This window comes from Amycolatopsis sp. NPDC114505, from assembly GCF_055633615.1.
The window spans coordinates 339,027-351,571 of sequence record NZ_JBVKDV010000001.1; the positions used below are offsets into that span (position 1 = coordinate 339,027).

Consider the following 12,545-nt stretch of genomic DNA (forward strand, 5'->3'; position numbering starts at 1 on the left):
GGCTCGACACGCCTGACACGCTGGGTGCGTGTTCGAAACCGGCCTGCCCGATCTGGACGCCTTCGCCGCGGGTGACGTGCGGCGGTGGGCGGAGTTCGACGTCGCCGTGCGGCGGGCGTGGTGGACCGAGCAGCGCTGGTACCGCTTCCCCGGCGGCGAGCTCCTGCCGCTGTCGCGGGAAAAGCTGGCCGAGGCCGCGTGCCACGGCAACGGCCGGATGCGCGAAGTGGCCGTCGAGCGGCTGGCCGCCAGCTCCGACCCGGAGGCGGTGCCGCTGCTGCTCGTCCGGTGCGTCGACTGGGTCCGGCCGATCCGCGAGCGCGCCCGGGAAGCGGCACTGTCCAGAGTGGACTCCGCGACCCTGCGGTCGATGCTGCCGCTGATCGGCGTGCTCCGGCGCCGGCAGCTCGACGACTGGATGACGGCGCTGTTCCGGCGGGCCCTGCCGGATCACCTCGACGTCGCGCTGGCGATCGACGACCGGGAGGTCCGGCGCTGGGTCCACGTCGAGGCGCTCGGGCTCCTTGCGCGCGAGCGCCTGCTGGACGTCGCGCTGCGGGACCACGACTTCGTCGTCCGCGCGGTGTGCGGCACCGCGCTGCTCGACCGCGGCGAGTGCGTCGAAGAGCTCCTCGCGGCCGGGACGCCGAAGGTCCGGATGCGGGCGTTGACGCTGCTCGGGCCGGACGCCGCCGTGGCCCACCTGGCGGACCGGTCGTCGGCGGTGCGGTCGATGGCGCAGGCGCTGGTGTCCCGGGCGGGCGGCGACCCGGCCGCGCACTACCGCGCGATGCCGGCGTCCTTCGGCGCGGTCGCCGGGCTCGGCGAGACCGGCACGCGCGAGGACGCTCCGGGCTTGGAGCGGCTCCTCACCGACGACCGTCCCCGGATCCGGGCCGTGGCGGTCCGCGGCCTGCGCCGGGTGGCGCCGGAGTCGGCCGCGGTGCGCCCGTTGCTGACGGACCCGTCGCCCGCGGTGACCCGTCAGGTGGTGACGTTCCTGCGCGGCAAGCCCGCGCTGGTCGGCGTCCCCGCACTGCGGGAGCTGCTCGCGGCGGAGCCACTCCACACGCGACGTGCGGGCGCGGCGCTGCTGCGCGACCGCGACACCTGGCTGCGCCTGCACACGGACCTCACGCTGCTGCGCGACCCCGACCTGGCGGCCGACGCCGAGCAAGACCTGCACGCCTGGCTGCACCACACGGCGGCGACGTACACGACCCCGTCCCCCGCACTGGCAACCGAAATCGAGGCCCTCCTCCCGCTGGCCCCACCGCGAGTGGCCCGGCAGCTCCGCTTCGCCTTGCCCCAAACCCGGAACTCGCGTGATTGAAGGGGCATCACGCGTGATTGGACAGGCATCACGCGTGATTAGGGAGGCATCACGCGTGACTGGGGAGGCATCGCACGTGATGCCCCTTCAATCACGAGCGATGCCCCTCTGATCACGCGTGATGCCCCTGCGATCACACCGGGTCGGCGCGGAGCAGCCGCAAGGTGAACGTGGCTCCGTCGCCGGGGCGGCCGGCCGCCGCGATCGTGCCGCCGTGGCCCGTCACCACCTCGCGGACCAAAGCCAAGCCCAGGCCGAAGCGGCGGCCGTCGCCGTCGGAACCTCGGGCGAAACGCTCGAAAATCCTTTCCGCGTCCGCCGAGGGGAAGCCGACGCCCGTGTCGCGGATGCGCAGCTCCACGTGCCTTTCGTCCGGTACGCCCAGCCACACCTCGATCGAACCGCCCGGTGGGGTGTGGCCCAAAGCGTTGTCCAGCAACGCCGACAGCACGCGCCGCAACGCCGTCGGGACGCCCTGGACGACGTACGGCCGGCGCTCCCGCGACACCGCCAGGCGGACCTGGCCCTCCCCCGCGCGCACCGCCTCCGCCGCGACCGCTTCCTCCGCGAGCGTCCCGAGCTCCACCAGCTCGAACTCCGGCCGGTCGGACGCCTGCGCCGACAACAGCAGGTCCTCGACGACTTCGCCGAGCTCTCGCGTGCCGCGGACCAGCTGCTCGAGGTCGTCCGCGTCGCGGCCGGACGAACGCCGGGCCAGCAGCTGCGCCCGCGTGTGCAGCCTGGTCAGCGGGGCGCGCAGCTCGTGGGACGCGTCCGCGACGAACGTCCGCTGCCGCCGCAGCGCGTCGGCCAGGGGACGGATCGCCCGGCACGCCAGCACCCGGCCGCACAGCACGGCCGCGAGCAGCGCCAGCACCTCGGCGACCACGAGCCCCGATACCAGTGACGAGCGGTCCTGGATCTGGTACAGCTCCTCGAAGTACGCCTGTGAAACGACGCCACCGCGGTTCTCGACGCGGATCGTGTACGTCATGCCGCCGATCGGGCGCCGTTCCGTGTGGACGTCGCCGGGGACGGGCACCGTCGCGTCCAGACCGGCGATCGGCATCCCGGCCGGGGCCGGGCCCGCGGGCGCGTGCAGGACCGGGGTGAACAGCCAGACGCAGCCGGGTGGGGTCGCCGCCGGGCCCAGCTCGGTCGTCCGGGCCAGCGTCCGGTCGGCTTCGGCGTGCTGGCGGGTCAGCAGCATCCCGTACGCGATCGCGCCCGCGACGGCCACCAGCATCGACACCACGACGGCGATCTGCGCGGTGATCGCCCACCGCGCCCGCCGCAGGGCCCGCTCTTCCTGGTCGGGTCTCATACCGCGCCGATCTGGTAGCCGAGGCCGTGCACCGTCCGGACGACGTCGCGGCCGAGCTTGCGCCGCAGGTAGTACACATAGGTGTCCACAATGGACTCCCCCGTCGAGTCGGCGAAGACGGCTCCCCGCAGCGACGCCCGCGGGTGGATCGCCTTCGGCCGCTGCGCCAGCGTGCGCAGCAGCTCGAACTCCCGCCCGGACAGCGTGATCCGCTCCCCGCGCGGCAGCACGACCTCGTGCCGCCGCAGGTCGAGGGCCGCCGCGCCGACCGGAAGGCTCTCCGCGCCCTCCAGGTCACGGCGGCCGAGCGCCCGCAGCCGGGCCAGCAGCTCCTCGGCCTCGAACGGCTTGACGAGGTAGTCGTCCGCGCCGGCGTCGAGCCCGCCGACCCGGTCGGCCAGCTCGCCCAGCGCCGAGAGGACCAGGACGCGCGTGGTCACCCCGCGCGCCCGCAGCCCGGCGATCAGCTCGAGGCCGTCCAGCACCGGGAGGCGGCGGTCGATGATCATCACGTCGTACTGCCCGGTGAGCCCGAGGTGCAGGCCCCGCTGCCCGTCGTGCGCCGCGTCGGTCTCGTAGCCTTCGTCCGCGAGCAGCTCGGCGAGCATGCCCGCCAGCTCCCGGTCGTCCTCGACGAGCAGCACTCTCGGTTTCGTCGCCCCTTCGTGCACGAACCCATACTGGCAGTGATTTTCCGAAATTGAACTATCAACTTTTCCCGGTCACCGGTGCCGGCTCGGCCATCAGGAGCACCTCGCTGCTCCCCTTGCGGGCATCGCGCCGGTCGAGCCAGCTGAGGACGGGCGCGGTCATGACGGTGGTGACCAGCGCGACGAGCACCAGCACCGTGAACAACGCCGGCGAGACGATCCCCGCGGCCAGCCCGACGTTGAGCGCGATCAGCTGCATCAGCCCGCGGGCGTTGATCAGCGCGCCGACGCGCAACGCCACCGGCTGCGACTCCCCCACCAGTCGCGCCGCGCCCCAGCAGGCACCGAGCTTGCCGACGATCGCGACGGCCACGCACAGCACCGCGAACGCGAGCAGCTTCGGGTCCGCGAGCAGCGCGAACCGGGTGTTCAGGCCGGAATAGGTGAAGAACAGCGGGAGGAACACGATCCGCCCGATCGGCATGATCTTCGCGAGCACGGCGTCCGCGGCGGGCACCCGGGGGAACACGATGCCGACGCAGAAGGCACCGAACACCGCGTACAGCCCGATGATGTCGGTGAACCAGGCGGCCGCGAACAGCGTCAACGCCGTGATCAGCATCTTCTGGTCGGCGGAGATCCGGTCACTGCCCATCGCCTTCGCGAGCACCCGGCGTCCGACGAGGACGAGCAGCAACGCGAACAGCAGGCCGCCGCCCACGGCCAGCGCGACGGGCCCGGCCGAGTCCGCGTGCATGCCCAGCACGACGGCCAGCAGGACCCACGCCAGGACGTCGTCGAGGGCGCCGCAGGCCAGCGCGAGCGAGCCGAACCGGGTGCCGCCGAGACCGCGTTCGGTGATGATCCGGGCGAGCATCGGGAAGGCGGTGATGGCCAGCGCGACCCCGACGAACGCCGCCGACGTCGCGAGCGAGACGCCGTCCTTGCCGATGCCCGCCCAGCTCGTGCCGAACACGGCGACGCCGACCCCGAGCGCGAGCGGCACCACCGTGCCCGCGGCCGAGATCGCGCCGACCGACTTCGCCGAGCCGCGGATGCTGCGGAGGCTGAACTCGTACCCCGCGCCGAACATGTAGATGACCAGGCCGATCTGGCCGCCGACGTAGAGCAGCGGGCGGATGCCGTCCGGGAACAGCCCCGTCTGCACGCCCGGGAGGAGCAAACCCAGCAGGGACGGGCCGAGCAGCACGCCGGAGATCATCTCGCCCACCACCGGTGGCTGCCCCAGCCGCACCGCGACCAGGCAGACGAGCCGGCACACCACGAGGATGACCGCGACGGCGAGGAAGAACGCCGGTGCCGCTTCGGTGGGGGTCATGAGTTTCCTCCGGCGAAGTAGGTCGAGCACAGGGCTTGTTTCCGGGCGTCGAGCACCATGTACGTGCCGAAGACGAGCTGGGCGAAGCTGCGCCAGACGTCTTCCCAGCGGTCACGGACCGCGAGCCACACCAGGGGCGCGCGCTTGCGGCGCGCACCGCGGGGCGTGAGCAGCGCCGGGCCGCGGTTGGGGATGGAGCGGGTGTGCCCGGCCGTCGAGGCGAGGCTGAACCGGCGCAGGACTTCGCGCGTCACGACCCGCATGGTCGGCGGGGCCAGGCCGCGGGCCGGGCAGGCGCGGTTCTGCGCGACGCCGAAGGGGATGAAGTCGTCCTTTGCGGTCTGGGCCGCGAAGCCCGGGTAGCTGAAGCACAGCACGGTGCCCGCCGGGATGGTCAGGTCCGCGAGGTCGATGTCGGCGGTGGAGATCCGGTGCGCGATGCCGAACAGGGGGAACTCGCGCAGGCCGTCGTCGATGACCCGGTCCAGGTAGGCGTCGTCGTCCGGGTGCTCGACGAGCCGCCGTTGGACGTCCGGGCGCTGGGCCACGATCATCAGCAGGTGCGCCATCGCCTCGGACATCTGCACGACGGCGGTGTTGAAGAACGTGCCCTGCAGGTAGTAGGCCTGCTCCTCCGGTGTCAGGGAGTCCGGCAGCGGGTGCGGAACGTCGGCGAGGCGTCGGCGCAGGTACTTCGTCAGGCGGGCCCGGCGGCGCATGTTCCGCGGCCGCACGCACTTCAGGGCCGAGGCGACGTCGTCGGCGTGCCCGATGATGAGGTCACGCGCCTCGGGCGGGCACGGCTCGTCGAACACCAGCTCGTAGTACAGCTCGGCCCAGATCGGCATCATCTCGTCGCGGAGCCGGATCAGGCCGCCGCCGAGACCGTCGAGGACGTGGGCGGCCACCCGCCGGGCCAGCTCTTCGGAGTCCTTTTTGGACCGGACCAGGATGTGCCGGGTGCACTTGGCGACCTCGTCGTAGCGCGGCCCGGCTTCGAGGTGCTCCTGGTGCACCTGCGGCCCGGGCGCGAGCCAGTACCAGAACAGGTCGGACAGCGCGGCGCCGCGGCTGCGGCCGTTCGCCGCCGGGTCGGCGTAGACGCGCCGGAAGTCGCGGACGCCGACCTGCTCCCCCGGGATCGTCACCGTGTCCTGGCCGTTGACCAGCGAGAAGATCCGCATCCGCAGGGCGACGACGCGGCTGGGCAGCCAGGCCGGCGCCGTCACCAAGGCGGCTGTCGCCAGCGCTTTCCCGATCATCGCCGCACCTGGTCCGGAGTCAGGTCGGCCGGGTGCCGTCCCCCGCACATGGCCAGCGCCTGGTCGAAGTCGTCGCGCAGGAGCTCCAGGACCTGCGTGACGCCTTCGCGCCCGCCCGCGGCGAGCCCCCACACGACCGGCCGGCCGACGCCGACGGCGTCCGCGCCGAGGGCGAGGGCCTTGACGACGTCGGTGCCGCGGCGGATCCCGCCGTCGAGCAGCACCGGGATCGCCCCGCCGACCGCCGCCGCGATCTCGGGGAGGACGTCGATGGTCGCGGGCACGGTGTCGAGCTGGCGGCCGCCGTGGTTGGAGACGACGATCCCGGCGACGCCGTGGTGCACCGCCAATCGCGCGTCCTCGGGGTGCAGCACGCCCTTGATCAGCACCGGGAGCTTGGTCTTGCCCCGCAGCCACGCGATGTGGTCCCAGTTCAGCCCGGCCGACATGACGATGTCGCGGACATGGCTGGCGTTGCCGTCGCTGCGGTTTTCCCCGATGTCACGCAGGTTCTCGACAGCGAGTCCCGGCGGCAGGTCGTGGAAGTCGTTGCGGTCGTCGCGCTCACGCCGGCCGAGCACCGGCGAGTCGACGGTGACGACGAACGCCTTGACGCCCGCGTTTTCGGCCCGGCGCACGATCGCCTCGGTGAACTCCAGGTCCGGCTGCAGGTAGAGCTGGAACCACAGGCCCGGGTCCGGCGCGACCTCCCGGGCCGCCGCGGCGATGTCCTCGATCGCGGTGGTCGAGGCCATGCTGACGATCATGATCGTGCCCGCGCGCGCCGCCGCGCGGGCGGTGGCCAGCTCACCGTCGCCGTGCGCCAGGCGGTGGAACGCCGTGGGCGCGACGAGGATCGGCATCGACGACGGCGTCCCGAGCAGCTCGACGCTCAGGTCCCGTTTGTCGCTGCCGCGCAGGACCCGAGGGAGCAACCGCAGCTTCTTGAACGCCGATTCGTTCTCCACCACGGTGATCTCGTCCTGCGCGCCGCCCGCGAAGTAGTCGTAGTGCACCGGGTCGAGGCGCTGCCGGGCCGCCGCCTCGAACTCCGCGATCGTGCGCATCACAGCTCCCGGGCGAAGAACGCGGTCAGCGGTTCGACGTGCACCTCTTTGTCCCACTCGTTCTCGAGGTTCTCGGTGACGTGGTGGGTGGCGACCAGCTCGCCGCGGCGGTAGTGCCGGACGATCGGGTGCAGGTAGTGGCCTTCACCGTGGTCGTTGGCCTTGTCCTGGGCCGCGCGCGCGACGAAGTCGAACGGGTCGATCTTGTCGTGGTCGGGTCCGTAGTCGAGGGTGACGACGTAGACCTCGTCCGGCGGGTCCTGCAGGACGCGGTCGACCGGCACCTCTTCGAGGTAGCGGGCGGTGTCGCCGTCGACGATCAGCGCGTCACCGAGGAAGCCGAACTGCTGGTACAGCGCGGAACTCCGGTTGATCCGGGTGATCACGGCATCGGTCAGCGCGTCCGGTTTGGCGGACAGCTCGACGCTCGGCCACGGGACGTCGTGGTGGCGTTCGTTCAGGACCTTGGCCAGTGCGCGGACGCCATAGCGGAAGCCGTGGATGAACGCGCTGGTGGCCTTCTTGAAGTCGCGGACCTGCGTGATCGTGCCGGCGAAGTAGAGGCCGGGAACGTTGACCGACTCCCAGTCCGGCGTCTGCGCCGGGAAGCGGTCGTTGATCGTGAGCTGCGGACGGCTGTCTTCGTCGAACAGCGACGCGTCGAAGCGGAAGCCCGTGCAGCCGATGACGCGGTCGTAGCGGATCTCCTTGATGACCTCGTCGGCGCGGGCGAAGGCGAACTTGACGTGGTAGCCGTCGGCGTCCTTGCGGACCTCGCGGACGTCGCCGTCGAGGATCGCGTGCTGGAGCTTCAGCTGGTACATGTCGAGGATGCCCGCGTTGTAGGCGCGCAGGTGGCCGACGAAGTGGGTGCGCCAAGCCAGCTTCACCGGCCGCGGGCCGCCGACGTGCACGACCGCGGCGGTCTCGATCAGGTTGTCCGCGGTCTCGAAGGCGGAGTTCCCCTTGCCCAGCACCAGGACGCGCTGGTCGGTGAACTCGTGCGGGTCGACGCTGACGTCCACGTACTGGTCGATCAGCTCGACGCCGGGGAACTGCGGGACGTACGGCTTGGTGACGCCGGTCGCCATGATCAGTTTTCTTGCTTTGAACTCTTCGTCACCGGCGGTGAGGATGAAGAGAGCGCTTTCCGGATCACGGCGGATGCGCGTCACCCGGGTGTCGTAGCGGACCTGGACGTCGTGCTTCGCCGCGTAGTCGGCGAGGTAGCGCAGGAGGTCCGGCGCATCCGGGAAGAGCTTTTCGCTGTAGTCGGTGAAGAGGGGCTGATCCTCGCCGCCCGCGGTCAGGATCGAGTTCCAGTCCATCCGCATGCGCAGCTCGGGGTCCGCGTACCCGGTGTGCTTCTTGTTGATGGAGATGAGCGTCCGGTGCCGGGGGAAGGTCTCGAAGAAGTGGCCGGGCGCGGAACCGGCCTCCAGCACCAGGTACCGGTGCCCGGCGTGGCCGAGGTGCTGCCCCAGCTGCAACCCGGCGGGCCCGGCCCCGACGACCAGATAATCGAGCACTTCCTCCACGACGACCTCCTGCAGGCTCGGCACCGACCTTGATCGGCGCCGAGCCTGCTCCGGAGATCTCAGAAAAGGCTCAGAAGGAGGTGCTCACTTCCCGGCGGCGCGGGCCAGCCGCTCCGGGTAGCGCTCGCCCGCGACGGCCTCGGCGGGAGCCGCCGCCGCGATGGCCGCGAGGTCGTCCGCGGTCAGCTGCAGCGAAGCCGCCGCCACGTTCTCCTCCAGGTACTTGCGGCGCTTCGTCCCCGGGATCGGCACGACGTCCTCGCCGTGGGACTGCACCCACGCGAGCGCCAGCTGCCCCGCCGTGACGCCCTTGTCCTCCGCCAGCTTCCGCAGCGCGTCGACGATCGCCATGTTGCGCTCGAAGTTGCCCTCGGCGAACCGCGGCAGGCCGCGGCGCATGTCGTCCTCCGGCAGGTCCGCCATCGACTGCACCGCGCCGGTCAGGAAACCGCGGCCCAGCGGCGAGAACGGCACCACGCCGATGCCGAGCTCGCGGCACGTGTCGAGGATTTCGCCCTCGATGCCGCGGGTCCACAGCGACCACTCGCTCTGCAGCGCCGTCACCGGGTGGACCGCGTGCGCGGCGCGGATCGTCGCCGCGCTCGCCTCGGAAATCCCGGCGTACCGGATCTTCCCGGCCTCCACCAGCTCGCCGAGCGCGCCCCAGGTCTCCTCGATCGGCGTGTCCGGGTCGACGCGGTGCTGGTAGTACAGGTCGATGTGGTCGACGCCGAGCCGGCGCAGCGACTCGTCGCAGGACTGCTTCACGTATTCCGCGTCACCGCGCGCCCCCATGGCGCCGTCGGTCCACACGATGCCGAACTTCGTCGCGAGCACGACCTCGTCGCGGCGGCCGGCGATCGCGCGGCCGACCAGTTCCTCGTTGACGCCGTTCGCGTAGACGTTCGCGGTGTCGAGCAGCGTGACGCCGAGGTCGAGGGCCCGGTGGATCGTCGCGATCGACTCTTCGTCGTTGTCGCGGACGCCGTAGGCCTGGCTCATCCCCATGCAGCCGAGTCCCTGGGCGCCGACCTCCAGACCGCCGAGCTTCCTGGTCTTCACGCGGAAATCTCCTCCATACCGGGTTGGATGCCGAGCACCTTCTGCTCGACCTGGGCGTAGTTGTCGATCTTGTAGTCGAGGATGTCGAGGCAGCCCTGCAGCTCGGCGATCCGCTCGGCGACCGACCGCCGCTGCTCCACCAGCAGAGCCTTGCGGCGGCCCGCGCTGGCGACGCCGTGGCGGCGCAGCGACGCGTACTCGCGCATGCTCTTGATGGGCATCCCGGTGGTGCGCAGCTTGGTCAGGAACCCCAGCCAGCCGAGGTCGTCGTCGGAGTAGGCCCGGCGGCCCGCGGTGTCGCGCGCGGGCGGGTCGAGCAGTTTGATGCGCTCGTAGTACCGGAGAGTGTCGATCGACAGTCCGCTACGTCGCGCGGCTTCCGCTATCGAGTAGCTCATGAGCTCGACACTACGACCTGGAGTGCACTCCAGGTCAAATCCCCGTTCTGGCCAAAAATAACAGCGTTCCGATACGCTGAGTAGATGGCTCGACCACGGACACACGACGAAGCGCTCCGGCTGAAGCTCCTCGACCGCGCCGGGGAGCTCATCGCCGCCGACGGGCCGAAGGCGCTTTCCCTGCGGAAGCTGGCCGCCGACGCCGGGACGTCGACCACCGCCGTGTACTCCCTGTTCGGCAGCAAACCCGATCTGGTGAACGCGCTCTACACCGAAGGCTTCCGCCGGTTCGGCGCCCGGATGGCCGGCACCGTGCTGACCGGCGACCCGGTCGGCGACCTCGTCGCGCTCGGCAGCGCCTACCGCGCCAGCGCGCTGGCCGACCCGAACCTGTACGGGATCATGTTCACCAGGTCGGTGCCCGGGTTCGAGCCCAACGAAGACGCCGAGAAGCTCGCCCGCAAAACCCTCGAGCCCCTGGAGGCGATCATCCGCCGCGCCATCGCCGACGGCGTCTTCCTCGACGTCGCGCCGGAGACGGTCGCGGTCGGCTGCTGGGCCTTCGTGCACGGGCTCGTCTCCCTCGAGCTGACCGGCAACCTGCCGGAGGGGTTCGACGTCACGGGCTCCTACGAGACGGCCCTGCGCGCGAACGCCTCCGGCTGGCTGCGGCCTCAGAACAGCCAGAGTGACCCGTCGTAGACGACCTTGCCCTGGGCGTCGCGGGCCTGGACGTGGACCTTCGCCACCGGGTCGAGGCGGATGTTCTGCGGGACCCACGTGGCGAGCATGCCGTCGACGACGCCGGCCTGGACGCTCGTCCCGATCCCGAAGTCGATGGTCGCCTCGACCGCCGTCGTGGGAAGCGCCGCGACGTACGGACGCCGTGCCTTCCCCTGCATCGCCTCCGACTCGGTCCCGCCCAGGGTGCCCACATGGAGAGTGCGCGCCGGCGGGGTCTGCGGCCCGATGAAATCGGCGTAGGCGCGGTACTTCGTCTTGCCCGGCCGCTGACGGTCGGGCTCGGTCGCGCAGACCACGACCCGGTCGCCGTAGCGGCCCAGGACGACCTGGTAACCGTCGGCCTCGAGCACCGGCCCCGGCGCGTAGGCCGCGGCGTCCGGGATCACCTCGATCGGCGCGAGGTCCAGGCACTCGCCCAGCGCCCGGCCCGCGGGTGAGGTCCGCTCGGCGGTGACCGGCCGGTCGACCGCCATGACCAACCAGGGCGGCGGCTGGGGCAGCGCGGTCCCGCCCGGCGCCGGCGGGTACTCGAGGCTGAGCGTCGTCGTCGACAGGGCGGACCGGGTCATCCCGACGAACTGGCCGGTGACCGGAGACGAGCGGATCGACTGCGACATGTTTTCCCCGTCTTCGGTGCGCGAATCGAGGAACGCCTTCGCCGCTCCCGGGTCCACCACCCCGGCGACCACGCCGGTCGGGCTGTGCAGCAGCAGCCCGACGTGCGTCCCCGGCGCGTACGCGGGCGTGGCCGCCGGGTCCGACAGCGTCACGGTCGTCTCGGTGGTCTCGCAGAACATCGGCTTGCCCGCCGCCATCGCCGCGACCACCGAATCCGCCCCCAAGACCTCCGTGAACAGCGGGACCCACTCCTCGCGCGGGGGCACGCGGTCCGTCTTGCCCGCCGTCTCCACGGCCGCCCAGCAGCGGTCGAGCGCGGCCGTCGCCACCTTCGGGTCGAGGGTGAGGTGGTCTCCCGGGTCCGGCGGCGGCCCGGGGGTGGCGACCGGCTGCCGGATCACCTGCGTCGCGACGACCGCGCCCGCGGCCAGCACGACGACGGCCGCCGCGGCGGCGTACCAGACCTGCCGGGGCCGCCGGGGTTTCCCGGTTCCGGCGCGGACCTCCGCGCGCAGGCGGTCCCGGACGTCGTCCGGCAGTTCGCGCCGCGGCGGGAGCCCTCGGAGGTCGTCGCTCATTTCTCCTCCAGCAGCGTGCGCAACCGGGCGCGGGCCCGGGACAGGTGGGCGCGGACGGTGACCTCCGCGACGGCCAGCAACGCGGCCGCGTCGGCGACGCTCAGGTCGCCGAGCAGGCACAGCTCGACGACCGCGCGCTGCGACTTCGGCAGCGTCCGCACGGCTTCGACGATCTCGCGCAGGCGCTGCTCGCCGTCGAGCTGCTCGGCCACCGCGTCGGCGTGGTCGGACACCACCGGCGGGTCCGGGATCTTGCGGAGCAGCCGCAGCCGCCGTCTCGCGCCGCGGTACTCGTCGCGCGCGGCGTTGCCGGCCACCGTGTAGAGCCACGGCAAGGCGCTGTCCCGCACCAGCGTCACGTCGGCACGGCGGCGCCAGGCGGTGAGGAAGGTGTTCGAGGTGAGGTCCTCGGCCGCGGACCACGAACCCGTCAGCCGGTAGGCGTGGTTCCAGACGGCTTCGGCGTGCCGTTCGAACAGCTCGCCGAAGGCCGCTTCGTCGCCCCCGGCAGCCTTGTCCCACAGGACCCGATCGTCCACCGGCGCCCCCGTCGCATGGCTGGTCACACCCCTCAGTGGCCGGCACCACCCCGGATGTTGCGCGCAACTTTCGCGAACCGGTCGGCCACTTCC

General features: G+C 71.9%; 12 protein-coding genes. 2 read left to right on the forward strand and 10 right to left on the reverse strand.

Going from position 1 to position 12,545, the window contains the following annotated elements; genetic code table 11:
• Nucleotides 1–28: 28 nt before the first annotated feature.
• Nucleotides 29–1,333 carry a HEAT repeat domain-containing protein gene (locus ACZ7OU_RS01665; protein ID WP_470253931.1) on the forward strand — a complete coding sequence of 435 codons (1,305 nt, stop codon included), beginning with the start codon at nucleotides 29–31 and terminating at the stop codon, nucleotides 1,331–1,333.
• A 133-nt stretch (nucleotides 1,334–1,466) separates the two neighbouring features.
• Here ACZ7OU_RS01665 and ACZ7OU_RS01670 read toward each other — a convergent pair whose 3' ends face one another.
• The 8 genes from ACZ7OU_RS01670 to ACZ7OU_RS01705 form a co-directional block, all read right to left on the reverse strand.
• Nucleotides 1,467–2,657, reverse strand: a complete 1,191-nt coding sequence (locus tag ACZ7OU_RS01670) for a sensor histidine kinase (RefSeq protein WP_470239342.1) — start codon at nucleotides 2,655–2,657, stop codon at nucleotides 1,467–1,469.
• Entirely contained in the window at nucleotides 2,654–3,301 is a 648-nt protein-coding gene (locus ACZ7OU_RS01675) for a response regulator transcription factor (RefSeq protein WP_470240746.1), read from the reverse strand. The genes ACZ7OU_RS01670 and ACZ7OU_RS01675 overlap by 4 nt, the downstream gene beginning before the upstream one ends.
• Before the next feature lie 64 nt (nucleotides 3,302–3,365).
• Entirely contained in the window at nucleotides 3,366–4,646 is a 1,281-nt protein-coding gene (locus tag ACZ7OU_RS01680; RefSeq protein WP_470239343.1) for a cation:proton antiporter, read from the reverse strand.
• The gene (locus ACZ7OU_RS01685; protein WP_470253932.1) at nucleotides 4,643–5,908 is read right to left on the reverse strand and encodes a cytochrome P450; all 1,266 of its coding nucleotides are present in this window, start codon (nucleotides 5,906–5,908) and stop codon (nucleotides 4,643–4,645) included. The genes ACZ7OU_RS01680 and ACZ7OU_RS01685 overlap by 4 nt, the downstream gene beginning before the upstream one ends.
• Nucleotides 5,905–6,975: an alpha-hydroxy acid oxidase gene (locus ACZ7OU_RS01690; protein WP_470253933.1), complete on the reverse strand. Its 1,071-nt coding sequence runs from the start codon at nucleotides 6,973–6,975 to the stop codon at nucleotides 5,905–5,907. The genes ACZ7OU_RS01685 and ACZ7OU_RS01690 overlap by 4 nt, the downstream gene beginning before the upstream one ends.
• Nucleotides 6,975–8,513: an NAD(P)-binding domain-containing protein gene (locus ACZ7OU_RS01695; protein WP_470253934.1), complete on the reverse strand. Its 1,539-nt coding sequence runs from the start codon at nucleotides 8,511–8,513 to the stop codon at nucleotides 6,975–6,977. The genes ACZ7OU_RS01690 and ACZ7OU_RS01695 overlap by 1 nt, the downstream gene beginning before the upstream one ends.
• A gap of 84 nt (nucleotides 8,514–8,597) precedes the next feature.
• Entirely contained in the window at nucleotides 8,598–9,521 is a 924-nt protein-coding gene (locus ACZ7OU_RS01700) for an aldo/keto reductase (RefSeq protein WP_470255862.1), read from the reverse strand.
• 50 nt (nucleotides 9,522–9,571) lie between these two features.
• Nucleotides 9,572–9,973 (reverse strand): MerR family transcriptional regulator, encoded by a 402-nt coding sequence (locus ACZ7OU_RS01705; protein ID WP_470239347.1) that lies wholly within the window; start codon nucleotides 9,971–9,973, stop codon nucleotides 9,572–9,574.
• Between the two features lie 84 nt (nucleotides 9,974–10,057).
• Here ACZ7OU_RS01705 and ACZ7OU_RS01710 point away from each other — a divergent pair, with 84 nt between their 5' ends.
• Nucleotides 10,058–10,675: a TetR/AcrR family transcriptional regulator gene (locus tag ACZ7OU_RS01710; protein ID WP_470253935.1), complete on the forward strand. Its 618-nt coding sequence runs from the start codon at nucleotides 10,058–10,060 to the stop codon at nucleotides 10,673–10,675.
• Here the strand turns inward: ACZ7OU_RS01710 and ACZ7OU_RS01715 are convergent.
• A complete protein-coding gene (locus ACZ7OU_RS01715; RefSeq protein WP_470253936.1) occupies nucleotides 10,648–11,913 on the reverse strand; it encodes a hypothetical protein in 1,266 nt (421 codons plus the stop codon). The genes ACZ7OU_RS01710 and ACZ7OU_RS01715 overlap by 28 nt on opposite strands.
• Nucleotides 11,910–12,479 carry an RNA polymerase sigma factor gene (locus tag ACZ7OU_RS01720; RefSeq protein ID WP_470239350.1) on the reverse strand — a complete coding sequence of 190 codons (570 nt, stop codon included), beginning with the start codon at nucleotides 12,477–12,479 and terminating at the stop codon, nucleotides 11,910–11,912. Before ACZ7OU_RS01720 ends, ACZ7OU_RS01715 begins: the two co-directional genes overlap by 4 nt.
• Nucleotides 12,480–12,545: the final 66 nt, after the last annotated feature.

What these genes read in the sequence shown, in the direction of transcription:
- ACZ7OU_RS01710 (WP_470253935.1), top strand. Translation starts at nt 10,058, where the DNA reads ATGGCTCGACCACGGACACACGACGAAGCGCTCCGGCTGAAGCTCCTC.
- ACZ7OU_RS01715 (WP_470253936.1), bottom strand. Translation starts at nt 11,913, where the DNA reads ATGAGCGACGACCTCCGAGGGCTCCCGCCGCGGCGCGAACTGCCGGAC.
- ACZ7OU_RS01680 (WP_470239343.1), bottom strand. Translation starts at nt 4,646, where the DNA reads ATGACCCCCACCGAAGCGGCACCGGCGTTCTTCCTCGCCGTCGCGGTC.
- ACZ7OU_RS01700 (WP_470255862.1), bottom strand. Translation starts at nt 9,521, where the DNA reads ATGGGGATGAGCCAGGCCTACGGCGTCCGCGACAACGACGAAGAGTCG.
- ACZ7OU_RS01705 (WP_470239347.1), bottom strand. Translation starts at nt 9,973, where the DNA reads ATGAGCTACTCGATAGCGGAAGCCGCGCGACGTAGCGGACTGTCGATC.
- ACZ7OU_RS01685 (WP_470253932.1), bottom strand. Translation starts at nt 5,908, where the DNA reads ATGATCGGGAAAGCGCTGGCGACAGCCGCCTTGGTGACGGCGCCGGCC.
- ACZ7OU_RS01670 (WP_470239342.1), bottom strand. Translation starts at nt 2,657, where the DNA reads ATGAGACCCGACCAGGAAGAGCGGGCCCTGCGGCGGGCGCGGTGGGCG.
- ACZ7OU_RS01690 (WP_470253933.1), bottom strand. Translation starts at nt 6,975, where the DNA reads ATGCGCACGATCGCGGAGTTCGAGGCGGCGGCCCGGCAGCGCCTCGAC.